We start from the raw sequence: 25,646 nt of genomic DNA, 5'->3' as shown, positions 1-25,646 counted from the left end.
GATCAGCGCGATTTCAGGACCGGCTGGGCGCCGTCGCCGATGATGACGAAATCGGCCCAATAATAAGGGTGCGAGGTGGTGGCATCCGCCATCAGATCGAGCTGGCCGGACCGGAGCGCCGAGGCGACCGAGGTGCCGGGCGGAGCCTGGTAGAGGCCCGCGATCAGCCGTTCGGTGGCGCGATAATCGTCGGGCGCCGGCCAGTGGCTGGCGAGGACCGAGCGGCCGCCGGCGCCGATGAAGGCGCGGACCAGCCCGTCCAGCGCATTGCCGCCGCCGCTGGTGACGCCGGCCTCGCGCGTGGCCGCGACCGTCGCCTTGCCCGCCGTGTCGCAGGCGGAAAGGATGACGAGATCGGCATCGAGGCGGAGATCGTAAATCTCCTTGAAGGTCAGCAGGCCATCCGATTTCGCCCCGCCGAAGGAGGTGAGGAGCGCGGGGCGAGCCGGACATTCGGGCCGGGGCGCGGTGACGAGGCCGTGGGTGGCGAAGTGGAGGATGCGATACTGGTTCAGATCCTGCCGGCCCATGACGGCGGTATCGGTGAACGCCTCGCCGGTGATGACCGCCGATCCGCTGTCGCCGATGATCGTCTGGGCGGTGCGAAGCTCGGTCGCCTGGATCGGGCTGTCCCACGCGGCCAGCGGCCAATCGCAATCCACAGCGCCGTCGGTGGAGACGCCCCGCACGGTGGTGAGCTTCAGGAAAGGCGTGATCGGCGCATTCTGGCCGAGGCCGAGAAATTCATGCTTCGCGGCCGATGGCGCGGCGCCCCGCACGTCGCGGAAGGCGCGGGCGGAAACGGCGGTGCTGATATCCACCTTGCGCGCCAGCCATGCGACGCCGCGGAAATCGAAATCGTCCGCCCTGGGCGCCTTGATCCGCGCATAATAGGCATCGACGCCGGCCTGATCGGTGACGAGCAGGGCGGGCGGCAGGCGGAGCATGGCGCCGGCGGGCTCGAAGATCAGGTGCTGCGCACCGGCCAGCCGGGCATCGACCGGGCCGAGGAGATCGAGATAGAGCTGGCGGGCGAGCCTGAGATCGAACGGGTAGGTCAGCCGCTCGCCATTCTCCTCGATCGAGATGGTATCCCGCAGCGCATCGACCTTGCGATCGAGATCGGTGGCGGTGATGCCGGCGCGGTAGGCGGTGGCGCCATCCGGCGTGGCCCAGATGCCATAGATAGCGTTGCCGACGACGGCCAGCTTCAGATAGGCCTCGCCGGGGCGGAGGGCTTTCTGCAGATCGGCCAGCGGCATCGCCTGGGTCGAGACCGCGCGATAGCGGGGATATTCGCCCAGCCTGGCCTGGGTGGCCACCTGATCGGCCTCCAGCCCGCGCAACTGGGCGGTCAAGGCGGCCATGCGGGCGCGATCATCCTCCGTCGGCTCGGGGATCGCGGCCAGGCGTGCATATTCGATACGCGCGCGCTCGATATCGCGGGTGAGCGTGACAGCCTGGCGGAAAAGGCGGGCGGCTTCGTCGCTGCCGCCGCTGAGTTCGCGGGCGAGCACGGCCTGGGTGTCGGCGACTCCGGGCCGGACGAGGGTTTCGCTGGCGAGGAAGAAATCCTCCACCAGCGCCGGCCGTTCCGGGATCAGCCGGGCCAGCAGGCCGAAATAGGGGGCAAGGAGATTTTCGAAGCCGGTGGCGCTCGCCCCGCTCGACGTGACCGAGCGGACGACGCCGCGATAGAGATCGAGCGCGGCGTCGTCGCGCCCGCGCCGGACATAATAAGCGGCAAGCCGCGCTTCCGCCGCCGATACGGCGATCGAGCCCGGATATTCGGCGCGGAGCAGGCCGAGGCCGTCGCGCAGCAGGGCTTCCGCCTCCCCCTGATTGCCCTCGGCCTCGGCGACGGCGGAAAGCTCCGCCATCGTCTGCGTGCGCAGGCGGGTGATCGAGCTGACGCGGCCACCGCGAATGGCCGTCAGCCGCGCCAGGGTTTCGGTGAAGGCGCCGCGCGCGGGATCGGGCTTGCCATCGAGCCGGAGGATCGTGCCGTGGAGCTGGAGGGCCTGCGCATCGAGGATCGCGGCCTTTTCCGCGGGCGTGAGCGCCGCTGCCTGGCCGCCGCCGATCTGGCGCACCAGCGGCGCGCCGCCGTTCAGCTCGGCCGCGGCCTCGGCGTCGATCTGGCCGGCGACGGTGGCGGCGGTGTTGGTCGCGCCGACCGGGGCGAGCGGGCGATCGAGCACGGCCGACGCCTCGGCCAGCTTGCGCTGGTTGATAAGGTGCATCGCCTGGAAATTGCGGCGCAGGCGAAGCTGGACCGGATCGGACGTGGGGATCATCCCGGCCTGGACGAAGAGAGCGTCGGCCTCCGCGAATTCGCCCAGGTTCGATTTCTGGAGCGCGCGGTTGACAACATATTCGCCCAGCGCGGCCTGGCTGATGCGGCCGCCTTCGGCGCGCTGGAACAGGGCATCGAAGAATTCGGCCGCCTCGGCATAGGAGCCGCTGTTGTTGCGGCGATACCCCTCCGCCAGTGCGCTATCGAGATCGAGCGCGCCAGCCTGGACGCGGGCGAAGGCGGCGGGATCGGACACGGCCGTGGTGGCGACGTCGACCGTTCCCTCGATCATGCGATCGGCGACGATGGTGCGCAGGCCGAGTGCGAGCGCGCTGTCATAGCCCGCCAGCCCTTCGGCGACATAGAGCGTGCGGCCGCGCGGCGCCGCGTAGATGCGGTAGCCGACATCGCTGCCGGCAAGGCTGCAATCGGTGACGTCGACCGCGCCGACATCGGCAAGGTCGGCCCTGCGCACGGTGGCCGGGGCGGGGCAGGCGACGCGATCCTGGCGGATGGCCTGCAGGCGGGCGGCGGGATCATCGCCCTGGGTGCGCAGCGCGTAGAGGCGGCCGACCGGCGTGGCGGCATCGCGGCAGACGATGGCGTAAGCGCGGTCGAACATGCCCTTGACCGCCGGGTCGAGCGTGGCGGACTGGACCTGGCAGAGCACGCCTTGCCCGCTGCCGAGCCGGAAGCTGTCCTGAAGGCTGGGCCGATCGGCCGGCGCGGCCATGGCGGGCGACAGGAGGGCCGGCGATATCAGGGAGGCGAGCGCCACACCCACGGCAAAGGCCGAGCGGACCCGGTAAAAATCGCGCAACTTCGTCTCCCACCCCGTCGTGGCGGGCGATGGCGCTGGCCATGCCCCGTCCCCGACGCCCCTTGTTGATGCGGATTCGCCGGCCCGGATATGGAGGCAAATCCTTTCGATGCGGTTGCGACCCCGTCACCCGGCCGGCTTTCGTTCCGGCGAATCGCGATACGATACCGAAACGGCCGGTGGCTGTCGAAGGCCGTGATATGGCGTGGCGCGCCGATTGCCAGCAATATCGTTTCGTTTGAAACATGATTTCGGATCGGGCATGATAAGGGCCATGACCGATCGCGCGCTCCATCTCGATAGTTTCATCCCCTATCGACTGTCCGTCGCCACCAATGCGGTAAGCGCGGTGATCGCCACGCTCTACCAGCGGCGCTTCGCCATCAGCATCGCCGAATGGCGGGTGATCGCCATCCTGGGGGAAAGCGAGCCTCTGGCCCCGCGCGGCATCGTGGAGCGGACGAAGCTGGATAAGGTTACGGTGAGCCGGGCGGCAAAGGCGCTGGAAACGCGCGGTTTCGTGGCGCGGGCCGCCGATGCGGCCGACCAGCGATCGCACCGGCTGGCGCTGACGGCGGAGGGCCGCGCGCTCTACGAGACCGTGGCGCCCGAGGCGCTGGCGATGGAGGCCCGCTTGCTGGCCGATCTGGCCGAATGGGAACGCGGTGCGTTGGACAGCTTGTTGCGGCGGGTGCAGGCCGCCGCCGAGGCTTGCGACATATAGTTTCCATTGATACGATATCGGTCTGTTTCAGGAGTGAGAGTGATGACCGAGGCGCATGACAATCCGCTCGGGCTCGACGGGTTCGAGTTCGTGGAATTCACCGGGCCGGACCCGCAGGCGCTGGCCGGGCTGTTCGAGGCGATGGGCTTCACCCATCTGGCCGACCACCGATCCAAGAATGTCCGCCGCTACGCCCAGGGCGACATCAATTTCCTGCTCAACATGGAGCCTTCGGGCCAGGTCGCCGATTTCCGCGCGGCGCACGGCCCCTCCGCCAACGCCATGGCCTTCCGCGTCAAGGATGCCGCCAGGGCGTTCGAGGAAGCGGTGAAGCGGGGCGCCAAGCCGGTGGAAGGGCCGGTGGGGCCGATGGAACTGAACATTCCGGCGATCGAGGGGATCGGCGGATCGAACCTCTATCTGGTCGATCGCTACGGCGCGCAGGAAATCTACGACGTGGATTTCAAGCCGGTACCAGGTGCCGTGCGCGATGCGCGATCGGTGGGGCTGCACACGCTCGACCACCTGACCCACAACGTCAATCGCGGGCGGATGGCCCATTGGGCGGAATTCTACGAACGGATCTTCAACTTCCGCGAGATCCGCTATTTCGACATCGAGGGCAAGGCGACCGGCCTGTTTTCCAAGGCGATGACGGCACCGGACGACAAGATCCGCATCCCGCTGAACGAAAGCCAGGACGAGCACAGCCAGATCGAGGAATTCCTGAAGGAATATAAGGGCGAGGGCATCCAGCACCTGGCGCTGGCCACCGACGACATCTTCGCCACGGTGGACAGGCTGCGCGCCAACGGCGTGCGCTTCCAGGACAGCCCGGACACCTATTTCGACATGATCGACAAGCGGCTGCCCGGCCATGGCCATGACGTGGAGGAGATGCGCAAGCGGCGCATCCTGATCGATGGCGCGCCGGAAACGGGCGGGGGCATCCTCCTCCAGATCTTCACCGAGAATATGGTGGGGCCGATCTTCTTCGAGATCATCCAGCGCAAGGGCAACGAAGGCTTCGGCGAGGGCAATTTCAAGGCGCTGTTCGAAAGCCTGGAGCTGGACCAGATCCGCCGCGGCGTGATCCCGGTGAAGGCGGAGGCCTGAGCGTTCAGGCCGGGGAGGCGGCGATGCCCGATTATCTGAGCGGCTTCGGCAACCATTTCGCGACGGAGGCGGTGCCGGGCGCGCTGCCCGAGGGGCGGAATTCCCCGCAGCGGCCGGCCTTCGGCCTTTATGCCGAGCAGCTTTCCGGCACCGCCTTCACCGCGCCGCGCGGGGAGAACAGGCGGAGCTGGCTCTATCGGCTGCGGCCAAGCGGGATTCACGGCGCCTACCGGCCCTATGCCGGCGCGCCGGCCTTCGCACCGACCGGGTGGGATCGGCCGCTGCCGCCCAATCGGATGCGCTGGTCTCCGCTTAATTCCGTCAAGGAAGGCGTGGACCTGATCGACGGCATGACGACTATGGCGTCGAACCGCGACCCCGCCGGCATGGACGGGGTGACGGTGCACATCTATCGCGCCGATCGCGACATGAAGGCGCGCGCCTTCTTCAATGCCGATGCCGAAATGCTGTTCGTGCCCCAGCAGGGGCGATTGCGGTTGCTGACCGAACTGGGCTTGCTGGAGCTTGCGCCCGGCGAGATCGGGCTGGTGCCGCGCGGCGTGCGCTTTCGCGCCGAACTGCCCGATGGCGCGGGCCGGGGCTATGTCGGCGAAAATCATGGCCATGCCTTCCGCCTGCCGGAACTGGGGCCTATCGGGTCCAACGGCCTTGCCAATCCCCGCGATTTCCTGACCCCCGTCGCCCGGTTCGAGGATCGGGACGAGCCGTTCGAGCTGATCCAGAAGTTCCGGGGCGGATTGTGGACGGTCGCGCTGGACCACAGCCCGATCGACGTGGTGGCCTGGCACGGCAATCTCGCGCCTTGGAAATATGATCTGGCACGGTTCAACACGATCGGCACGGTGAGCTTCGACCATCCCGATCCTTCCATCTTCACGGTCGTGACCGCGCCTTCGGACACGCCGGGCACCGCCAATTGCGATTTCGTGATCTTCCCGCCGCGCTGGATGGTGGCGGAGGATACGTTCCGGCCGCCCTGGTTCCATCGCAATGTGATGAGCGAGTGCATGGGGCTGATCCACGGCGCTTACGACGCCAAGGCGGACGGCTTCGCGCCCGGCGCGCTCAGCATCCACAATCTGATGGCGAGCCACGGGCCGGACCTTGCGACATGGGTGAAGGCGAGCGAGGCGGTGCTCCAACCCCATCATATCGAAGGCACGATGGCCTTCATGTTCGAGAGCCGATGGCCGTTCGCGCCGACGACGCAGGCGCTGGAGCTGGCCGAGCTGCAGCCCGATTATGACGATTGCTGGCAGGGCTTCCCCAAGGCGCGACTACCCTGACCGCCGCCCCAGCAGGCGGGCGGGGAACGATCGATCGGCGAGGATGGCGTGGGCGGCATTGTGGCCGGGGGCGCCGGTGACGCCGCCGCCCGGATGCGTGCCCGCGCCGCACATGTAGAGCCCCCGTATCGGCCCCCGATAGTCGCCATGGCCCAGCATCGGCCGCGCGGCCCATAGCTGGTCCAGCGACATGTGGCCGTGCATGATATCGCCGCCGACCAGCCCGAACTTCCGTTCGAGATCGAGCGGGGAATGGATCTGCCGGGCGATCACTGAAGCCTTGAAATTGGGGGCATGCGCATCGACGGTGGCGATGATGCGATCGGCCGCCGCCTCCCGCTCGCCGTCCCAATCGCGCCCATCGGGCAGGGTGGGGGCGAATTGCTGGCAGAACAGGCTGGCGACATGGCAGCCGGGCGGGGCGAGGCTGTCGTCCACGGTAGAGGGGATGGTGATCTCCACGATCGGCTGGCGGGACCAGCCGTGCGCCCGCGCGTCGGCGTAGGCGCGGTCCATATAATCGAGCGTGGGCGCGATGATGATCCCGGAGCGGTGGTGATCGGCGGCCTCCCGGCCCGGCAGAACGGTGAAATCGGGCAGATCCGACAGCGCCACGTTCATGCGGAAGGTGCCCGATCCCGTCTTGTAGCGATCGATCCGGCGGGCGAAATCGGCCGGGAGGTCGGACCGGTCGACGAGGCGGCGGTAGAGAAGAGCCGGGCCGACATTGGCGGCGACGATCGGGGCTGTGATTTCCTCCCCGCTTTCCAGCCGGACGCCGGCGACGCGCCCGCCATCGACGAGCAGGCGGGCGACGGGGGCGTCGAGGCTGATCTCCACGCCGTGCCGGGCGCAGGCGGCGGCCATCGCCTGCGTGATCGCGCCCATGCCCCCGACCGGATGACCCCAGGCGCCCTTCCTGCCGTTCACCTCGCCGAAGACGTGGTGGAGCAGGACATAGGCGGAGCCCGGCGTATCTGGGCTGGCATAGTTGCCGACCACGGCATCGAAGCCGAAGGCGGCCTGCACATAGGGGTTCTCGAACCAGCCATCGAGGAAGTCGCGCGCGCTCTTCACGAACAGGTCGAGCATGTCGCGCTGGCGGTCGAGCGGCAGGGCGGCGGCGAGGCGGCCCTGTGCCGCCGCGGCAAGCAGCGCGCGCAAGCCCCCGCCGGCATTGGGCGGGGCGCGGAGGGCGAGCTTGCGCAATAGCGTGGCGACGTCTTCCAGCGCGGCTTCATAGGCCGGAAGCGCATCCGCATCATGGGTGGAGAAACGGGCGAATTCCGCGCGGGTGCGATCGGCGCCGCCACCCAGCTTCAGATAGCCGCCGTCATGCGGCAGGAAATTGCTGATCGGCCGTTCGATCACGCGATAGCCGTGATCGGCGAGCCGCATGTCCGCGATCACCTGCGGCTGGAGCAGGCTGACCGTGTAGCTGGCGGTGGAATTGCGGAAGCCGGGATGAAATTCCTCGGTGACGGCGGCCCCGCCGACGATGCCGCGCCGTTCCAGCACCCGCACCTTCAATCCCGCGCGGGCGAGGTAGAAGGCGCAGACCAGCCCGTTATGGCCGCCGCCGATGACGAGCGCATCGTGGCGGCGGCTCATCGCGCGATGGCCCTGTCAGGAAGAATGCGGCTTATTTCGCCAGTTCCTTGAGCAGGACATACCATTGCTTGAGGCCGCCGTTGATCGATTCCACCGTGACCCGTTCGTTGAGGCCGTGGGCGAAATCATCGCTGGCCTTCATGTAGGTGACGCCGACACCATAGCTCGGGATGCCGAGCGCGCGGAAATATACGCTGTCGGTGGCGCCCGACGACATTTGCGGCACAATCGGCAGGCCGGGCGAGCGGGCGTCTATCGCCTTGCGGACGGCGGCCATCACATCCGGCCGCAGCGGCGAGGCATCGCTGGCGACAGGGTCGCCGAGCACGGTGATCTTCGCCTTGGGGCCCGCAAGCTCGGCAAGCTTCGCCTTGACCGTATCGATCGAGACGCCGGGGAAGATCCGGCAATTGACCATCACCGCCGCCGATTGCGGCAGCGCGTTCAGGGCGTGGCCGCCTTCCAGCATGGTCGGCACGCAGGTGGTGCGGATGGTGCCGATCCATTCGGGATCGGCGGACAGGGTGGCGACGGCATCGGCATCGGCCTGGTTGGCGAGGAAACGCTTCATCGCATCGGCCGTGCGGGCGGGGGCATCGACGGCGGCCGCCTTCAGGGTGGCGCGGGTCAGTTCGTTGATCTGCGCGGGGAACTGATAGCCGGCAACGGCATCGATCGCGCGGGCGACATCGTAGATCGCATTGTCGCTGGACGGACGGCTGGAATGGCCGCCGGGATTGGTGAAGGCGATGCGGAAATCGGCATAGCTCTTCTCGCCGGCCTGGAGGCCGTAGACGGTGGGTCTGCCGGTTTCCTCATCCAGCAGCGCACCGCCGGCATCGCTGTTGAGCAGCAGCTCCGCGCCCTTCAGTTCCTGGGCGAGGGCGGCGGTGGTGGCCATATCGGTTTCCTCGTCACCCGAAAGCGCGAGGATGAGATCGCGGCCGGGGCGGAAGCCTTCGCGCTTCAACCGGGCCAGCGTTTCCACCATGACGGTGACGCCGGCCTTGTTGTCCGCCGATCCACGGCCATAGATATAGCCCTTCTCGACGACGGCGACGAAGGGATCGCGTTCCCAATCCTCGCGCTTGGCCTCCACCACGTCCATATGGCCGGAAAGGAGGATCGGCTTGCCCTTGCCGGTGCCGCGATAGCGGGCGACGAGGGTGGCGGTTTCGCCGCGCGGCGTGACGACGACGTCCTCGGCCGGGAAGCCGGCGGCCTTCAGCACGCCGGCCAGATATTCGGCATAGGCCGGAACCTGCCCCTGGCCCTGGACGGTGCGGAAGCCGATCGACTTCACCAGCAGATCGAGCGCGGCCTTTTCCTGCGCCGGATCACCCTTTGCCGGCGCGGCCGCATGAGCGGGCAGCGCCACGGAGGCGAGCAGGAGGGCGGTGGCGAAAAATCCGAAGCGCATCGATCATCCCTTTTCATCGACCCGTGGGCGGGCCTTGTGGCGGCGGACAATGGCCCGATTTCCGGCTGCCTCACAAGGGGCTGCGGGCGGAAATTCCGCCAGCGCTGCCAACATGTTCAGCGCTTCGCGTCGCGGAACGCCTGGCGGAAGCCGGCCTCGTTCAGGCCGCCGCGCACGAGCAGCGGGCCGATGAGGTAGGCGGGGGTGCCCGACAGGCCGAGCGCGAAGGCTTCGGTGGCGTTGCGGGCAAGCGCGCGATCGATGGCGGGTGCGTTTGCGGCGAGATCGGATTCGATCCTGGCCCAGTCCCCGCCCGCGCCTTGCACCGCCATGCGGAGCAGATCGTCGTCGATCCGGCCCTGGCGGCGCATCAGCCGTTCGTGGAAGGCGGCATAGATGCCCTGGCGATCGGCGGCGAGCGCGACGCGGGCCGCGCGTTCGGAATTGGGGCCGAGCACCGGCCATTCCTTGAACATGATCCTGACGTCGCGCCGCCCGGCCAGCGCCTCGCGCATCGCATCGTAGGACTGGCGGCAGACGGGGCAGTCATAATCGCTAAAGACGACGATGGTGAGCGCGGGGGCGGCCGGGCCGATGCGGGGGGCATCCGGATCGGCCAATATGCCTTCGATCGTGGGCGATCCGCCCACCCGCTCGCCGATCGGCCGGAAATATTGGAAGGCGAATGCCGCGCCGGAACCGATGAGCAGGGATGCGCCGAACTGGAGAACGTCGCGCTTGCGAAACCTCATTTGCCCCCGCTCATCCTCCCCGCCGCGATGGCGGCATCGCTGGCGAGCTTGTCGGCCCGTTCATTGTCCGGGTGGCCGGCATGCCCTTTCACCCAAACCCATTCCACCCGATGCGGTTCCGCGGCCGCCAGCAGGCGCTGCCAGAGATCGGCATTCTTCACGTCCTTGCGGTCGGATGTCTTCCAGCCGTTCCGAAGCCAGCCCTTGATCCACTTGGTGAGGCCATCCATCACATAGCGGCTGTCGGTGCTGAGGGTGACGCGGCAGGGGCGCTTCAGGGTTTCCAGGGCCTGGATCGCCGCCATCAATTCCATGCGGTTGTTGGTGGTGAGCGGTTCCCCGCCGGAAAGATCGCGTTCGCGATCGCCGAAGCGCAGCACGGCGCCCCAGCCGCCGGGGCCGGGATTGCCCTTGCAGGCGCCGTCGGTGGCGATTTCCACATGCGGCAGATCGTTCACAGGCCCAGCGCTCCCGGCACGGCATCGCGATAGAAATCGAGGCGGCGGAGGAAGGCGAGGGGGTCCTTCCGCGTCACCAGCGCATCGGCGGGCGTGTTGAGCCAATCCCAGGCGCGGGTGAGGAGGAAGCGCAGCGAAGCGCCGCGCGCGAGCGCGGGAAAGGCGGCCCGCTCCGCCGAGGAGAGGCCGAACGCCGCGTCATAGCCGGCGATGAGGGCGGCGGCGCGATTCTGATCGAAGCCGGTGCCGTCGTTTTCGAAGCACCAGGCGGCATGGGTGACGGCAACGTCCCAGGCGCGGACTTCCCGCGCGGCGAAGTAGAAATCGATGACGCCCGAAACCTCATCCCCCAGCATCAGCACGTTATCGGGGAAGAGATCGGCATGGACCACGCTGTGCGGCAGTTCCCCCGGCCAGTTATCGGCGAGGTAGGCCAGCTCTTCGGACACCCGCGCCTTGAGGCCGGGGGCGATGGCATCGAGATCGTCGCCGCAGCGCGCCGCGAGCGCAACCCAGCCGTCCGGCCCCAGCGCATTGGCGCGCTGTCCGCCGAAATCGGCGAGCGCGGCGTGCATCCGGCCGAGCGCCACGCCGGTGGCATGCGCCTGCGCGGGCGTGGGATGGGTGACGGAGACGCCGTTCAGGAATTCGATCAGGCAGGCGGGCCGGCCGGATACAGTCTGCAACTGCACGCCCTGCCGATCGCGCAACGCGCGGGGCACGGGCAGGCCCTTGTCGGCGAGATGATCGAGCAGCGACAGGAAGAAGGGCAGATCGGCCACGTCCACCCGCTTTTCATACAGGGTCAGGATGAAGCGGTGGCTGCTGGTATCGATCAGATAATTGCTGTTTTCCACACCTTCGGCGATGCCCTTCGCCGAAACCAGCGTGCCGGCATCGTAACGCGCGAGAAAGGCTTCCATCTCCTCGGCGGGCACATGCGTATAGACGGCCAAATCCATTCCCCCGGATCATGATTGGCGATGTTATCCCGCGCCGAACCGGCCCGGGCAACGGATGGCAGGCGGTATCAGGCCGCTTCGAGCGCGCGGGGCAGCTTGAAGACCATGCTTTCGCTGGCGGTGGCGACCTCCTCCTCGGTGATCGCGAAACGGGCGGCGAGATGATCGACCACCTCGCGCACCAATATCTCCGGCGCGGAGGCCCCGGCGGTGAGGCCGAGCACCGATACGCCTTCCAGCCAGCCGAAATCGATATCCGCCGCGCGCTGGATCAGCCGGGCGCGGATGCCGCCCCGCTCCGCGACCTCGACGAGGCGTAGCGAGTTGGAGGAATTGGGCGCGCCGATCACCAGCATCGCATCGCACTGCTCCGCGATGGCCTTCACCGCCGCCTGCCGGTTGGAGGTGGCATAGCAGATATCCTCGCCGCGCGGCGCCAGGATCGCCGGGAAGCGGCGCTTGAGCACGGCGATGGTGGCGGCGGTATCGTCCACCGAAAGCGTCGTCTGGGTGAGGAAGGCGAGGTTCGCGGCATCGGCGGGCTCGACCGCCTCGGCATCGGCCACCGTTTCGACCAGCGTCATCCGCCCTTCCGGCACCTGGCCGAAGGTGCCGATCACCTCCGGGTGGCCGCGATGGCCGATGAACAGGATATGCCGGCCATCCGCCACCAGCCGTTCGGCCTGGCGATGGACCTTGGAGACGAGCGGGCAGGTGGCATCGACATATTCGAGGCCGCGTTCCTCCGCCTTGTGCGGCACCGCCTTGGGCACGCCATGGGCGGAAAAGACGACGGGCACGCCATCGGGCACCTCGTCCAGATCCTCGACGAAGATCGCGCCGCGCGCCTTCAACCCATCCACCACATAGCGGTTATGGACGATCTCGTGCCGCACGTAGACGGGCGCGCCGTAGCGCTGGATCGCCAGCTCCACGATGCGGATCGCGCGGTCGACGCCGGCACAGAAGCCGCGGGGCGCCGCGATCAGCAGGTGGAGCGAAGGTCTGGCAACGGAAACGTCTGGCATGGCTGGGGGCTCTACGCGATTGCTTGCCTGTGCGGAAGGCGCTTCCTATGATCCGCGCCGGCCCGCTCGCGGCCATCCGCCGCCGGCCCACAGATTTTAGAGGATTGCCCCTTTGTTCCACCCCAAGACGATCGCCATCAGCCTTGTCGCGCTGGGCCTGGCCGGCTGCGCCAGCGGCACCGAATTCGACCAGACGGGGGGCATCAAGTCCGTCCGCTCGTCCTGCCCGGCGGTGGCGATTCCGGTCGACACCGGCGACGTGACCCTGTTCAACCCGCCCGCCAGCCGCGATGCGCGCGCGATCGACGTGGTCGCCACCATCACCAAGCTCCGCAACAATTGCGTGCAGCAGGGCGAACGCATCGTCACCGATGCGACGTTCGAGGTGCAGGCCCGGCGCAGCGACACCAAGGGCGATCGCGAGGTGGTTCTGCCCTATTTCGCGACGGTTACGCGCGGCGGCACCCAGGTCGTATCGAAGCAGGTGAGCCGCGTGGCGCTGCGTTTCGCCGACGGGCAGGCCACCGCGACGGCGACCGGCGGCGGCCGTGCCGACATCGCCGCCTCGGCCGCGACGCTGCCGCCCGAGATCGAGGCGCAGGTGACGCGCCGGCGCAAGCCGGGGGACGCGGATGCGGCCGTCGATCCCTTCACCGATCCGGCGGTGCGCGCGGCGGTGCGCAAGGCGAGCTTCGAGCTGCTGATCGGCTTCCAGCTCACGCAGGAACAGCTTTCCTACAACGCCACGCGCTGAGCCGCGGCGGAAAAGACGGGCCGGGTGAAGCGGGCGGCGTTGACTCGGGCCGCCGCCCGCGCCAAGGCTGGCTTTGCCGCCGGGGAGAGATTCCCGGACGATCGCGCGGGAGAGCGCGCCGGCCCATCGCGAATCGCCATCGGGTGATTTGCCGGGCAGGCGCCGCCGAAGGAGCAACCGCCCCGGAATCTCTCAGGCCAAAGGACCGCGGCCGATCGACCGGCACTCTGGAAAGCGGGCGGGACACCGCCCCACCGAAGGGGTAAGCATGGGCGCCGGCTGGCGTTCCTGCGAAAGCTCTCAGGTTCCGTGACAGAGGGGGCGGCGGAACGGCGGGACGATCATGTCCGGCCGATCTCCGCCGACCACGAGCACGGAGAGCCCGATGATCGACGAAACCCCGCAGACCCTGCCGCTGGATGCCTGGCACCGCGCGCGGGATGGGCGGATGGTGCCCTTTGCCGGCTATTGGATGCCCGTGCAGTATGAAGGCATCATGGCCGAGCATCTGTGGACGCGATCGTCCGCCGGACTGTTCGACGTCAGCCATATGGGCCAGTTGCTGGTTTCCGGCGACGGCGTGGACGATGCGCTGGAAGCGCTGCTGCCCGGCGACATCAAGGGCCTGACCGAAGGCCGGATGCGTTATTCGCTGCTGCTGAACGACAGCGGGGGCATCCTGGACGATCTGATGGCCACCCGCACGCGCGGCGATCTCTATATCGTCGTCAACGGCGCCACCAAATATGACGACATCGCCCATATGCACGAGCATCTGCCCGAGCATGTGACGCTGAACCACATGGACGAGCAGGCGCTGCTGGCGCTGCAGGGGCCGAAGGCGGTGGACGCGCTGTCGCGGCTGGCGCCGGGCGTCGAGAAGCTGGTGTTCATGACCGCCGGGGCCTTTCGCCTGGGCGGCGTCTCCTGCTGGATCAGCCGATCGGGCTATACCGGCGAGGACGGTTTCGAAATCTCGCTGCCGGCATCCGCCGCCGAGACGATCGCCACGCTGATCTGCGAACAGCCCGAAGTGAAGCCGGTGGGCCTCGGCGCGCGTGATTCGCTGCGGCTGGAGGCCGGGCTGCCGCTCTATGGCCACGATCTCGATCCCGATACTACGCCGATTTCGGCGGACCTCGGCTTCGCCATCCCCAAGCGGCGGCGCGAGGAAGGCGGCTATCCCGGTGCCGACCGCATCGCCATCGAGCGCGCCGAAGGGCCGGCGGCGAAGCGGGTGGGCCTGATCGTCGAGGGCCGCCAGCCGGTGCGCGAGGGCGCGGTGGTGCTGGATGCCGAAGGCAGCGAAGTCGGCCGCGTCACCTCCGGCGGCTTTTCGCCCAGCCTGCAGCAGCCGATCGCCATGGCCTATGTGCCGGCGCCGCTGGCGGCCGCGGGCAATGCGGTGACGCTGCAGCAGCGCGGCAAGCTTTTCCAGGCGAAGGTCACGGCCATGCCCTTCGTCCCCCACAATTATGTGCGCAAGGGAGCCTGAGCCATGACGCTCTATTTCACCAAGGATCATGAGTGGATTTCCGTCGACGGCGATACGGCGACCGTCGGCATCACCGATTATGCCCAGTCGCAGCTCGGCGACGTGGTGTTCGTGGAGGTCCCGGCCGCCGGCACTGCCGTGACGAAGGGCGGGGAAGCCGCCGTCGTCGAATCGGTGAAGGCCGCGTCCGACGTCTATGCCCCGGTTTCGGGCGAGGTGATCGAAGGCAATGCGGCGCTGGAGGCCGATCCTTCGCTGGTGAACAGCGCGCCCGAGGGCGAGGGCTGGTTCTTCAAGCTGAAGCTGGCCAATGCCGCGGAGCTGGACGGCCTGCTCGACGAAGCCGGATACAAGGCGTTCGTGGACACGCTGTGAGCGTAAACCCCACCAGCCGCTGGGAAGCGCGGGACTATGCGGCCAATGCCGCCTTCGTCCCCGCCCTTGGCGCACCGGTGCTGGCCCTGCTCGATCCGCAGCCCGGGGAGCATATCCTGGACCTTGGCTGCGGCGACGGCGTGCTGACCGAGAAGATCGCGGACGCCGGCGCCGAGGTGATCGGCGTGGACGCATCCGAGGCGATGGTCACGGCCGCGCGGGCGCGCGGCTTGGATGCGCGCGTGGCGGACGGACAGGCGCTGGATTTCGGGCCGGAATTCGATGCGGCCTTTTCCAACGCCGCGCTGCACTGGATGCTGGATGGCGATGCCGTTGCGGCGGGCGTGTTCCGGGCGTTGAAGCCCGGCGGGCGGTTCGTGGGGGAAATGGGCGGGGACGGCAATGTCGCCCGGCTGCGCGAGGCGCTCTATGCCGAGCTTGCGGCACGCGGCTACGCACTGCCGGCTGACGACCCGCAATGGTATCCGACGCCGGATGCCTTCGCGGCGGTCTATGCCAAGGCCGGCTTTGTCGCCATCGAGGCCGATCTGATCCCGCGCCCCACTCCGCTTCCGGCCGGTGCCGCCGGATGGATCAGGACTTTTCGCGGCGGTTTCATGACCACCGTCGGCGTGCCCGAGGCCGAGCAGGCCGAGGTGGCGATCGCCACGCAGGAGAGGCTGAAACCGCAGCTGCTGCAACCCGACGGCACGTGGATCGCCGATTATGTCCGCTTGAGATTCAGCATGAGGAAACCCTCTTAACATGCGCTATCTACCCCTTTCCGATGCCGATCGGAGCGCGATGCTCCAGACCATCGGCGCGCAATCGATCGACGACCTGTTCGTCGACGTGCCGGAGGCCGCCCGGCTTTCCGGCCCCATCGCCGGCCTGCCGCTGCATGCGCCTGAAATGGCGGTGGAACGCCAGCTCAAGGCGCTGGCCGATCGCAACCTTGCCGCCGGCGACAGCCCCTTCTTCCTGGGCTGCGGCGCCTACCGGCACCATGTGCCGGCAAGCGTGGACCATCTGATCCAGCGCGGCGAGTTCCTGACCGCCTACACGCCCTATCAGCCGGAAATCGCGCAGGGCACGCTGCAGGTGCTGTTCGAATTCCAGACGCAGGTCGCGCGCCTGCTGGGCTGCGACGTCGCCAATGCCTCCATGTATGACGGGTCGACCGCGTGCTGGGAGGCGATCGTGATGGCGCGGCGGATCACCAAGCGGGCCAAGGCGCTGATCTCGGCCGGGGTGCATCCGCATTATGTGTCCGTCTGCACGACGATGGCGAAGTTCACCGGCGACGTGCTGGAAACCGCCATTCCCGAGCTGGCCGATGGCGCGCCGGGCGACGATCTGGCCCGCCTGATCGCGGCGGTGGATCGCGATACGAGCTGCGTGGTCGTGCAGAATCCCAACATCCTGGGCCATGTCGCCGATCTTTCCGAGCTGGCGGCGCGTTGCCAGGAAATGGGCGCGCTGCTGATCGCGGTCGTGACCGAGCCGGTGGCGCTGGGCGCGATCCGCTCGCCGGCCGAGATGGGCGCGGACATCGTGGTGGGCGAGGGGCAGGCGCTGGGCGTCGGCCTGCAGTTCGGCGGGCCTTATGTCGGCCTGTTCGCCACGCGCGAGAAATATGTGCGCCAGATGCCGGGCCGGCTGTGCGGGGAGACGGTGGATGCCGAGGGCAAGCGCGGCTTCGTGCTGACCCTTTCGACGCGCGAGCAGCATATCCGCCGCGAAAAGGCGACGTCGAACATCTGCACCAATTCCGGCCTGTGCGCGCTGGCCTTCTCCATTCACCTGACGCTGCTGGGCGAGCGCGGCCTGCGTGACCTGGCGGTGCTGAACCACGCCAAGGCCGTGGCGGCCGCCGAAAGGCTGGCGAAGGTGCCGGGCGTGGACCTGGTGAACGGTGCCTTCTTCAACGAATTCACCCTGCGGCTTTCGCGCGAGGCCCGGCCCGTGGTCCGCGCGCTGGCGGATGACGGCATTCTCGGCGGCGTTTCGCTGGGGCGGCTCTATCCGGGCGTGGAAGCGCTGGAGAAGGGGCTGGTGGTGGCCGTGACCGAAACCACCACCGAGGACGATGTCGACGAATTGGCCGATGCGCTGGAGGAGGCGCTGCGATGAGCATCAACCAGAGCGGATGGCGCCCGGAAATGGCCGGGGGCGAGGCGGCACCGGTCAAGACCTTCACCGGCAACAAGGGCTTGATGCTGGAAGAGGCGCTGATCTTCGAGATCGGCGACAGCGGGCGGACGGGCGTGGACCTGCTGGAAGCCCCCAAGGTCGCGAGCCGGCTCGGCGGGCTGGAGCGGGCGGCCACGATCGGCCTGCCCGGCCTTTCGGAACCGGAGGCGGTGCGCCATTATACCCGCCTCAGCCGCCAGAATTATGCGATCGACCTCGGCCTCTTCCCGCTGGGAAGCTGCACGATGAAGCATAATCCGCGCCTGAACGAGCGGATGGCGCGGCTGCCCGGCTTTGCCGACATCCACCCGCTCCAGCCCGTGGATTCGGTGCAGGGTGCGCTGGCGCTGATCCACCTCGTCGGCGAATGGCTGGTGAAGCTGACCGGCATGGCCGCCGTGGCAATGAGCCCCAAGGCCGGTGCCCATGGCGAGCTTTGCGGCCTGCTGGCGATCCGTTCGGCGCTGGAAGCGCGGGGCGACGCGCGCAAGGTGATCCTGGTGCCGGAAAGCGCCCATGGCACCAATCCGGCGACGGCCGCCTTCTGCGGCTATGCCGTGGAGAATATCTCGGCTACGGCGGCGGGGCGCGTGGACCTGGAGGCGCTGAAGGCGCGGCTGGGGCCGGACGTGGCGGCGGTGATGATAACCAACCCCAATACGTGCGGCCTGTTCGAGCCGGACATGAAGGCGATTTCCGACGCGGTGCATGCGGCGGGCGCGCTCGTCTATTGCGACGGCGCCAATTTCAACGCCATCGTCGGCCGGGTGCGGCCCGGCGACCTGGGCGTGGACGCCATGCACATCAACCTGCACAAGACCTTCTCCACCCCCCATGGCGGCGGCGGCCCCGGTTCCGGGCCGGTGGTGTTCTCCGAATCGCTGGCGCCCTATGCGCCGCTGCCTTTCGTGGAGAAGCAGGGCGATCATTATGCCCTGGTCGAGGAGGAGACGGCGGGCGAGCATCATGCCGGATCGTTCGGTCGCATGGTCGCCTTCCACGGCCAGATGGGCATGTTCGTTCGCGCGGCGGCCTATATGCTGAGCCACGGCGCGGACGGGCTGAAGCAGGTTTCGGAAGATGCCGTGCTGAACGCCAACTATATCCTGCGCTCGCTGGAAAGCGTGCTGGACGCGCCATTCGCGGCGTCGGGCCCGTGCATGCACGAGGCGTTGTTCTCCGACGACAATCTGCCGGAGGGCTTTTCGACGCTGGATATCGCCAAGGGGCTGATCGACGAGGGTTTCCACCCGATGACGGTCTATTTCCCGCTGGTGATCCACGGAGCGATGCTGGTCGAGCCCACGGAGACCGAGAGCAAGGCCGCGCTGGACCAGTTCATCGGCGCGCTGCGCAGCGTCGGCGAACGGGCCAAGGCGGGCGATCCGGCGCTGAAATCCGCGCCGCATCTGGCCCCGCGCCGGCGGCTGGACGAGACGCTGGCCGCGCGCAAGCCGATACTTGTCTGGAAGGAACCGGCCGCCGCCCAGGCCGCCGAATAAGGGCCACACTGCCGCCGCCGTTGGGCAGGTTAAGGGAACGGCGGCGGCAGGCCTGGAGCAATCCGGCCGATTGTTCGGGGGGATCGGCCGGAATGGCGGCCTGATGGCCGGCGGGGATTCCAGGGCATCCCCCGCAAGCCGATATTATGCCCGTGGGCGCTATTGCGCGGTGAAGCGGGCCGCCAAGCTGAAATTCGCAATTTAACGCGGGTTCTTTGGTCAATCACGTCAAATAGCGCGATGATTAGCCGGGCGTTGCTTATAATATGCGAATCGTTTCTGGTGCATGTCTGTGCTTCGCAACGGCGTGAACTTATATTATGCTGGGTCGATGACCAGCCTTCGTCCTTTTCATATCGCCTTTCCCGTTCATGATCTTGAGGCCGCCCGCGCCTTTTACGGCGGGGTGCTGGGATGCCCGGAAGGGCGCAGCGCGCCGGAATGGGTGGATTTCGATCTTTTCGGCCATCAGATCGTCGCCCACCTCGATCCCGATATGCGGCCGGGCAACAGCCATGCCGGGGCAAGCAACGCGGTTGACGGGCATGATGTGCCCGTGCCGCATTTCGGGGTGGTGCTGACTATGGAGGACTGGAAGGCGCTGGCGGCGCGGGTGGAAGCGGCCGGCATTCCGTTCGGGATCGCGCCCCATATCCGCTTTGCCGGCCAGCCGGGAGAGCAGGCGACGATGTTCTTCCGCGATCCTTCCGGTAATGCGCTGGAGTTCAAGGCCTTCGCCGATCTCGGCCAGCTTTTCGCCAGGGCCTGATCCGTTGGAAACGCTGCACCCGCGCCTGCGGCCGTGGCGGGAGGGGGACCTGCCCGCCTTTCGCCTGATCCAAACCGATCCCGATATCGTGCATTGGCTGGCCGGCCCCTGGACCGACGAGCAGGTGGAGGCCGCCTTCGCCCGCATGCTCGGCGGCCTGCGGGAGCGCGGCTGGGGCATGTGGGCGATCGTGGACGATGAGGGCGTGCCCGTGGGCGCGGCGGGGCTGCAGCCCGTGCGCGAGGACCTCGCCTGCGCGCCCGCCATCGAGGTCGCCTGGCGGCTCCGTCGCGCGCATTGGGGGCGCGGCTATGTGACCGGGCCGATGCGGGCCGTGCTGGCGGATGCGGCGGAGCGCCTCCAGGGCGAGGAGGTCATCGCCATCACGTCCGTGCCGAACATCCGATCGCAGGCGGTGATGGATCGGCTGGGGTTCCGCCGCGATCCCGCCGCCGATTTCGACCATCCGGCACTGGACGCGGCGCATCCGCTGCGCCGGCACGTGCTCTATCGGTTGAAGCGTTTTTAGTTTGCCGGTTCCGGCGCGGGCCCGGATGCAGCGACGTCCGTGGCGCTGACCCGCCAGACGGCATTGCCGGCATCGTCGGCGACGAGCAGCGCGCCCGTGCGATCCGCGATAACGCCGACGGGGCGGCCGCGTGCGCGATCCTTGTCGTCAAGGAAGCCGGTGAGCACATCGATCGGCTTGCCCGCAGGCTTGCCGTTGGCGAAGGGGACGAAGATCACCTTATAGCCCGAGAAAGGCCGCCGGTTCCATGAACCGTGCTGGCCGATGAAGGCGCCGTTGGCGAAGCGCGAACCGAGCTTCACGTCCTTGGCGAAGCTGAGGCCCAGCGAGGCCGTATGCGGCCCGAGCGCGTAATCCGGCCGGACCAGATATTGGCGCTGATCCTCGTCCGGCTGCTCGACCCGATTGTCGATGTAGCCGTGCCAGTAATAATAGGGCCAGCCGTAGAAGCCGCCCAACTCGACATGCGTGAGATAGTCGGGCGCGAGATCGGAGCCCAGCATGTCGCGTTCGTTGACGACCGTCCACAACGCGCCCGTCGTCGGCTCCCACGCCATGCCGGTGGGATTGCGCAGGCCATAGGCATAGATGCGGTGCGCCTTGGTCTTGGGATCGACTTCCCAGATGGCGGCGCGGTCCTTTTCCACGTCCATGCCGTTATCGGCGATGTTGGTGGCCGATCCGACCGCCACATAGAGCTTCGAGCCGTCGGCATTGGCGACGACGTTGCGCGCCCAATGCCCCGGCGGATTGGCGGGAAGATCGACGATCTTCTCGGCGGGCGCATCGATCTTCGTCTGGCCCGGCTTGAAGGGGAAGCGGACCAGGGCATCGGCGTTGCCGACGTAGAGGTGATCGCCGACTAGCGCCATGCCGAAGGGCGAGTTCAGCCCGGAAAGAAGCACGCTGCGCTGTTCGGCCACGCCGTCGCCATCGGCATCGCGCAGCAGGGTGATGCGGTTGGGGGAGGGGACGCCCGCCCCGGCCCGGCCCATGATGTAGCGCATGGCCCAGCCGCGCACGCCGCCGCCGTCGCGCGGCGGGCTGTTGCTTTCCGCCACCAGCACGTCGCCATTTGAAAGCGGCAGCAGCCAGCGCGGATGTTCGAGCCCGGTGGCGAAGGCGTTGACGCGCAGCCCTTGTGCCGCGACCGGCGTTTCCCCCGCTTTCCATCCGACAACGTCCGCCACCTTCACGGTCGGCAGCAGCCGCTTCTTCGGTTCGGCGATGGTGGGGTTCGCCCCCGTCACCGCATCGACGCTGAGATCGGCATGTTCGTTGTTGAGCATGCGCCAGCCGCCATAGGCGGCGCCGGCGAGGAGGACAGGGATCAGGATCGTGCGGATTTTCATGGGCCTAGTCTATGGCATTCGCCGTCGCCGCGCTACTCCTCCTCGGCCGGCAGGTCGCGCGGCGGATGCAGGCGGAGCCGGGAGACGCGCTTGGCATCGCCATCGGTGATCTCGAGCTGCCAGCCGCTCTTGTGCGTCACGACCTCGCCGATCTGCGGCACATGGCCGGACAGGACCGAGGCCAGGCCGCCGATCGTGTCGATATCCTCGTCCACCTCGGCAAGGCGCGGATCGATGATCTCGGCCACGTCCTCCAGCTCCGCACGGGCATCGGCTTCCCAGATGCCGTCTTCCAGCGGAACGAGCAGCGCCTGCGTCTCCTCGTCATGCTCGTCATCGATCTCGCCGACGATCTCCTCGACGAGATCCTCGATCGTCACCAGCCCCTCGGTGCCGGAATATTCATCGAGCACGATGGCGAGGTGGGTGCGCGTGGCCCGCATCTCGGCAAGCAGATCGAGCACGCCCATCGATTCCGGCACATAGCGCGGCTGGCGGATCAAGCCTTCCAGCGTGGCCGGATGCGGCCCGCCCGAGGCAAGGATGGTGAAGACATCCTTCACATGGACCATGCCGATCACCTCATCGAGGCTTTCGCGATAGACGGGCAGCCGGCTGTGGCCGGCATCGACGAGGGTGGCGACGAGATCGGCGAAGCTGATCGTTTCCGGCACGGCGATGATGTCCGCCCGCGGCACGCCGATATCGCCGGCGGTGCGCTCCCCGAAATGGAGGAGGTTGCGCAGCATCTGCCGTTCGATCGGGGAGAGATCGCCCTTGGTGGGGGCCTCCCCTTCATGCTCCTCTATCGCTTCCTCTATCTGGTCGCGAAGGGTCGGCTCGTTTTCCTCACCGAAGAGAAGGGCGCGCAGGCCCCGCCACAATCGGCCGCTACTGTCGCCGCTACTGGAATCGTCGGGCATGATATTGGTGTTTCAGTCCCCTTTGTCAGGAAGGACAGAATAGCCGTCCTATCCCGCCTGAGTCGAGACGCTATATCCCACCCGTCGATCGCGCCGGCCGGGCCGCTCAATCATCCTCGATCGCATAGGGATCGCCGATGCCGAGCGAGGCGAGGGCGGCGCGCTCGATCGCTTCCATCGCCTCCGCCTCGCCTTCGTCGATATGGTCGAAGCCAAGCAGGTGGAGCGTGCCGTGGACGACGAGATGGGTGGCGTGGGTGGCCGGCGCCACGCCCTTTTCCTCGGCTTCGCGCACGCAGACGCCATGGGCGAGGATGATGTCGCCCAGTAGCACCTCGCCATCGTCGCTGTTCGACAGCCCTTCCAGAAGATCGGGCTGGACCATGGGGAAGGACAGGACGTTGGTGGGCTTGTCCTTGCCGCGATAGGTGGCGTTCAGCTCGCGCACCTCGTCATCCTCGGCATAGCGGACCGAGACCTCGATCGCGACGGAATCGTCCACCAGGGGGCCGTGCGGGCTGTGGCGGAAGGCGGCCAGCACCGCGCGCTCGGCCAGCGCCTCCCAATCCACGGCATCATCCCATGCCGGCTCGACCTGAACGGCGGTTTCGATCACGCTTCGTCATCCTTGCCCTCATAGGCTTCGACGATGCGGCCGACGATCGGATGGCGCACGACATCGCCGGCGCCGAAGCGCACCGTGGCGATGCCCTGCACGCCTTCGAGCCGCGCCACCGCATCGGCGAGACCCGAATTGCCGGGCACCGGAAGATCGACCTGGCGGGGATCGCCGCAGATCACCATCCGGCTGTTCATGCCGAAGCGGGTGAGGAACATCTTCATCTGCGCCGGCGTGGTGTTCTGCGCCTCGTCGAGGATGATGAAGGCATCCGAAAGCGTGCGGCCGCGCATGAAGGCCAGCGGCGCGATCTCGATCTCCCCGCTGGCGATGCGGCGTTCCACCTGCTCGGCGGGGAGCATGTCGTAGAGCGCGTCATAGAGCGGGCGGAGATAGGGATCGACCTTCTCCTTCATGTCGCCGGGCAGGAAGCCGAGGCGTTCGCCGGCCTCCACCGCCGGGCGCGAAAGGATCAGCCGATCCACCGAGCCGGCGATGAGCTGCTGCACGGCCTGCGCGACGGCGAGATAGGTCTTGCCCGTGCCGGCGGGGCCAAGGGCGAAGATGATGTCCGACGTGCCCAGCGCCTCCATGTAGCGGATCTGGGTGGTGGAGCGCGGGACGATGGTTTTCTTGCGCGTGCGGATCAGCACGGCGGGCGGCTGGCTGACGTCGGTGCGGATGATGCCATCCAGCGTCGGTTCGGCCGACATGGCGATCACCGCATCGACGGCGCCGGCATCGATGTCCTGCCCCTGGACGATGCGGTTGTAGAGGCCGGTCAGCACCTCGCGAGCGCGGGCGGCGGCCTGGGCCTCGCCCTCGATCTGCAGCCGATTGCCCCGGGCGGCGATATAGACGCCGAGCCGGTTTTCTATCGCCACGAGATTCTGGTCATATTCGCCGAACAGGCGGCCCAGCAGCTGGGGTTTGTCGAACAGGATTTCCAGGCGGGCGCGATCGCCGGCCTGCGCTTGTACGGGCTTACGCGACATAAATCTCCCTGTGCAGCCGCGCCGGCCAGGCGGGACTCGCGAATGCCAAGGTGGCGCTTTCCGGGCGGATCGGCAATGGGCCTGTTAAGACGATGCGCCGCTGCATCCCGACCGATGCAGCGGCGCATCACCTTTGCGACCCGCGAAACCCTCCGGGGGTTCAGAGGGTGTAAAGATAGGCGACCAGATCCTTCTTTTCTTCCGTCGTCAGCCTGGTCCCCAGCACGATGTTGAAGAATTCCACCGTATCGTCGAGCGTCATCAGCCGATCATCGTGGAGATAGGGCGGCGAATCCTTGATGCCGCGCAGGGTGAAGGTCTTGATCGGCCCGTCGGCCGAAGCGAGGCGGCCGTTGATCATCTTCGGCTTGAAGAAGCGTTCGACCTGGAGATTGTGCATCAGATTATCGGTGAAATAGGGGCCGCTATGGCAAACGGCGCATTTGCCCTTGCCATTGAACACAGCCTCGCCGCGCAGCTCGCTCTCCGTCGCCTTGGCGGGGATGAGCTTGCCGAACACGTCGAGCTTGGGCGCCGGCGGGAAATCCAGGATCGACTGGAATTCGCTCATGAAGTGGACCTGGCTGCCGCGTTCCAGCGGGTTCACGCCCTTCATGGCCGCCGTAACCTGATCGCCGTCGAAATAAGCGGCGCGCTGCTCGAACTCGGTGAAGTCCTCGACCGTCTTGAGCGCGCGCTGCGAGCCGAAGAGGCGCTGGACGTTGACGCCGCGCAGCGACGGGGTGTCGATGCGATGGCGATGCTCGTTCGGGCGGATGTCGCCCACGGTGTGGGTGGCGGCGTTGGTGTGGCCGTTGGTGTGGCAATCGAAGCAGGCGACGCCCTGATTGGCGGTCAGCGCGCGGCGATCTTCCGTCTGGTTGAACTGCTGTTGCGGGAAGGGCGTGACCAGCAGGCGCAGGCCCTCCAGCTGCTTCGGGTTGAGCACGTCCTTGAAGATGCCGTAATAATTGGCCAACGTTACCAGCTGGCCCTTCGATACGTCGCCAAGATCGGGCCGTGTGGTGAGGTAAATGGGTGCCGGAAATTCCGGCAGCATGTGCTGCGGCAGATCATAATCCAGATCGAAACGGGTCAGATCGCGCTGCGTCTGCCGCTTGGTCTCGTCGATCGTGGGCTGCGGGAAGATCATGCCGCCCGCTTCGTGGTGCGGGTGGGGCAGGGGATAGAAGCCCGCCGGCCACAGATCGCGGTCGCGTATCTCCTCCGGCGAAAGGCTCGCCAGCTGATCCCAGCTCACGCCCGCAGGCAGGCGGACGCGCACGCCGGCCTGGATCGCCTTGCCTTTCGACATGGTGACGCCGGGCGCCGGGCGATTGGAAAGATCGTAACGCGCGGCCAGCAGGTCCGACTGTCGCTTGGCGAAGGTCGGCTTTTCGCGCTGGAGCCTGTTGACGAGATCGGCGAAGCTTTCGTTGGTGGCAGCAATCATCAGCCCCGCCCCGGCAAGGAGCGCGGCCACCGAAAGAAGGCGCTTGGATTTCCGGCCCATGCGTGTCTCTCCCTGTTATAGACACGAGGTACTGGTACAGAAGAAATACTTAGTTCGATCGCTTGTCAATGCGGACTCATCGATATCTCTAAATCACGAGATCGATCAATCCATGCCGAGACCGATGCTGCAG

General features: G+C 67.4%; 23 protein-coding genes and 2 riboswitches. Of the genes, 11 read left to right on the top strand and 12 right to left on the bottom strand.

Annotated features, from left to right (window positions below; genetic code table 11):
- Positions 1–2: 2 nt before the first annotated feature.
- Positions 3–3,116, bottom strand: coding sequence for a CHAT domain-containing protein (locus BHE75_RS11795; protein ID WP_084653151.1), 3,114 nt, complete (start codon positions 3,114–3,116; stop codon positions 3–5).
- 274 nt (positions 3,117–3,390) lie between these two features.
- On the opposite strand from BHE75_RS11795, the gene BHE75_RS11790 reads away from it, so the two are divergent.
- From BHE75_RS11790 to hmgA, 3 genes are read left to right on the top strand one after another with little or no spacing between them, the layout of a single operon-like run.
- The gene (locus tag BHE75_RS11790) at positions 3,391–3,840 is read left to right on the top strand and encodes a MarR family winged helix-turn-helix transcriptional regulator (protein WP_015457028.1); all 450 of its coding nucleotides are present in this window, start codon (positions 3,391–3,393) and stop codon (positions 3,838–3,840) included.
- Positions 3,841–3,882: 42 nt separating this feature from the next.
- The gene (gene hppD / locus BHE75_RS11785) at positions 3,883–4,956 is read left to right on the top strand and encodes a 4-hydroxyphenylpyruvate dioxygenase (RefSeq protein WP_015457027.1); all 1,074 of its coding nucleotides are present in this window, start codon (positions 3,883–3,885) and stop codon (positions 4,954–4,956) included.
- Between the two features lie 23 nt (positions 4,957–4,979).
- The gene (hmgA, locus tag BHE75_RS11780) at positions 4,980–6,263 is read left to right on the top strand and encodes a homogentisate 1,2-dioxygenase (protein ID WP_070933980.1); all 1,284 of its coding nucleotides are present in this window, start codon (positions 4,980–4,982) and stop codon (positions 6,261–6,263) included.
- On the opposite strand, the gene BHE75_RS11775 is transcribed toward hmgA, so the two are convergent.
- The 6 genes from BHE75_RS11775 to ispH form a co-directional block, all read right to left on the bottom strand.
- Positions 6,255–7,874, bottom strand: coding sequence for a phytoene desaturase family protein (locus BHE75_RS11775; protein ID WP_070933979.1), 1,620 nt, complete (start codon positions 7,872–7,874; stop codon positions 6,255–6,257). The two genes, hmgA and BHE75_RS11775, sit on opposite strands and share 9 nt — an antisense overlap.
- A 31-nt stretch (positions 7,875–7,905) precedes the next feature.
- Positions 7,906–9,294, bottom strand: coding sequence for a M20/M25/M40 family metallo-hydrolase (locus BHE75_RS11770; RefSeq protein ID WP_070933978.1), 1,389 nt, complete (start codon positions 9,292–9,294; stop codon positions 7,906–7,908).
- 116 nt (positions 9,295–9,410) lie between these two features.
- On the bottom strand, positions 9,411–10,046 hold the full coding sequence (locus BHE75_RS11765; protein WP_070933977.1) for a DsbA family protein: 636 nt from the start codon (positions 10,044–10,046) through the stop codon (positions 9,411–9,413).
- Positions 10,043–10,504, bottom strand: coding sequence for a ribonuclease HI (gene rnhA, locus BHE75_RS11760; protein ID WP_015457022.1), 462 nt, complete (start codon positions 10,502–10,504; stop codon positions 10,043–10,045). The genes BHE75_RS11765 and rnhA overlap by 4 nt, the downstream gene beginning before the upstream one ends.
- Positions 10,501–11,460, bottom strand: a complete 960-nt coding sequence (gene thrB, locus BHE75_RS11755; RefSeq protein WP_070935785.1) for a homoserine kinase — start codon at positions 11,458–11,460, stop codon at positions 10,501–10,503. The genes rnhA and thrB overlap by 4 nt, the downstream gene beginning before the upstream one ends.
- 74 nt (positions 11,461–11,534) lie before the next feature.
- Positions 11,535–12,494: a 4-hydroxy-3-methylbut-2-enyl diphosphate reductase gene (gene ispH, locus BHE75_RS11750; RefSeq protein ID WP_015457020.1), complete on the bottom strand. Its 960-nt coding sequence runs from the start codon at positions 12,492–12,494 to the stop codon at positions 11,535–11,537.
- Between the two features lie 112 nt (positions 12,495–12,606).
- Here ispH and BHE75_RS11745 point away from each other — a divergent pair, with 112 nt between their 5' ends.
- The 8 genes from BHE75_RS11745 to BHE75_RS11710 all read left to right on the top strand — a co-directional run bounded on the left by BHE75_RS11745 (position 12,607) and on the right by BHE75_RS11710 (position 20,111).
- Positions 12,607–13,248: a hypothetical protein gene (locus BHE75_RS11745; protein WP_015457019.1), complete on the top strand. Its 642-nt coding sequence runs from the start codon at positions 12,607–12,609 to the stop codon at positions 13,246–13,248.
- 96 nt (positions 13,249–13,344) lie between these two features.
- Positions 13,345–13,466, top strand: a riboswitch (glycine riboswitch).
- 2 nt (positions 13,467–13,468) lie between these two features.
- Positions 13,469–13,574: riboswitch (glycine riboswitch) on the top strand.
- Positions 13,575–13,633: 59 nt separating this feature from the next.
- Positions 13,634–14,743, top strand: coding sequence for a glycine cleavage system aminomethyltransferase GcvT (gene gcvT, locus BHE75_RS11740; protein ID WP_070933976.1), 1,110 nt, complete (start codon positions 13,634–13,636; stop codon positions 14,741–14,743).
- A gap of 3 nt (positions 14,744–14,746) precedes the next feature.
- Positions 14,747–15,118, top strand: coding sequence for a glycine cleavage system protein GcvH (gene gcvH / locus BHE75_RS11735; protein ID WP_015457017.1), 372 nt, complete (start codon positions 14,747–14,749; stop codon positions 15,116–15,118).
- On the top strand, positions 15,115–15,882 hold the full coding sequence (locus BHE75_RS11730) for a class I SAM-dependent methyltransferase (protein WP_070933975.1): 768 nt from the start codon (positions 15,115–15,117) through the stop codon (positions 15,880–15,882). Before gcvH ends, BHE75_RS11730 begins: the two co-directional genes overlap by 4 nt.
- A gap of 1 nt (position 15,883) precedes the next feature.
- Positions 15,884–17,251, top strand: coding sequence for an aminomethyl-transferring glycine dehydrogenase subunit GcvPA (gcvPA, locus tag BHE75_RS11725; protein WP_070933974.1), 1,368 nt, complete (start codon positions 15,884–15,886; stop codon positions 17,249–17,251).
- Positions 17,248–18,813, top strand: a complete 1,566-nt coding sequence (gene gcvPB, locus BHE75_RS11720; protein ID WP_070933973.1) for an aminomethyl-transferring glycine dehydrogenase subunit GcvPB — start codon at positions 17,248–17,250, stop codon at positions 18,811–18,813. Before gcvPA ends, gcvPB begins: the two co-directional genes overlap by 4 nt.
- A gap of 331 nt (positions 18,814–19,144) precedes the next feature.
- Complete coding sequence (locus BHE75_RS11715) at positions 19,145–19,582, top strand: VOC family protein (protein ID WP_015457013.1); 438 nt, start codon at positions 19,145–19,147, stop codon at positions 19,580–19,582.
- 4 nt (positions 19,583–19,586) lie between these two features.
- Complete coding sequence (locus BHE75_RS11710; protein WP_084653147.1) at positions 19,587–20,111, top strand: GNAT family N-acetyltransferase; 525 nt, start codon at positions 19,587–19,589, stop codon at positions 20,109–20,111.
- Here BHE75_RS11710 and BHE75_RS11705 read toward each other — a convergent pair.
- The 5 genes from BHE75_RS11705 to BHE75_RS11685 all read right to left on the bottom strand — a co-directional run bounded on the left by BHE75_RS11705 (position 20,108) and on the right by BHE75_RS11685 (position 25,513).
- Positions 20,108–21,463, bottom strand: coding sequence for a PQQ-dependent sugar dehydrogenase (locus BHE75_RS11705; protein ID WP_070933971.1), 1,356 nt, complete (start codon positions 21,461–21,463; stop codon positions 20,108–20,110). The genes BHE75_RS11710 and BHE75_RS11705 overlap by 4 nt on opposite strands.
- 32 nt (positions 21,464–21,495) lie before the next feature.
- Complete coding sequence (locus tag BHE75_RS11700) at positions 21,496–22,386, bottom strand: hemolysin family protein (RefSeq protein WP_041864750.1); 891 nt, start codon at positions 22,384–22,386, stop codon at positions 21,496–21,498.
- Positions 22,387–22,492: 106 nt separating this feature from the next.
- Positions 22,493–23,002, bottom strand: a complete 510-nt coding sequence (gene ybeY / locus BHE75_RS11695; protein ID WP_070933970.1) for an rRNA maturation RNase YbeY — start codon at positions 23,000–23,002, stop codon at positions 22,493–22,495.
- Positions 22,999–24,000 carry a PhoH family protein gene (locus tag BHE75_RS11690; RefSeq protein ID WP_015457008.1) on the bottom strand — a complete coding sequence of 334 codons (1,002 nt, stop codon included), beginning with the start codon at positions 23,998–24,000 and terminating at the stop codon, positions 22,999–23,001. Before BHE75_RS11690 ends, ybeY begins: the two co-directional genes overlap by 4 nt.
- Positions 24,001–24,160: 160 nt before the next feature.
- Complete coding sequence (locus BHE75_RS11685) at positions 24,161–25,513, bottom strand: cytochrome B6 (RefSeq protein ID WP_070933969.1); 1,353 nt, start codon at positions 25,511–25,513, stop codon at positions 24,161–24,163.
- Positions 25,514–25,646: the final 133 nt, after the last annotated feature.

It is taken from the genome of Edaphosphingomonas haloaromaticamans, from assembly GCF_001853345.1.
GTDB classification, from domain to species: Bacteria; Pseudomonadota; Alphaproteobacteria; order Sphingomonadales; family Sphingomonadaceae; genus Sphingomonas_E; species Sphingomonas_E fennica.
This window is presented reverse-complemented; position numbering and strand designations above follow the sequence as displayed.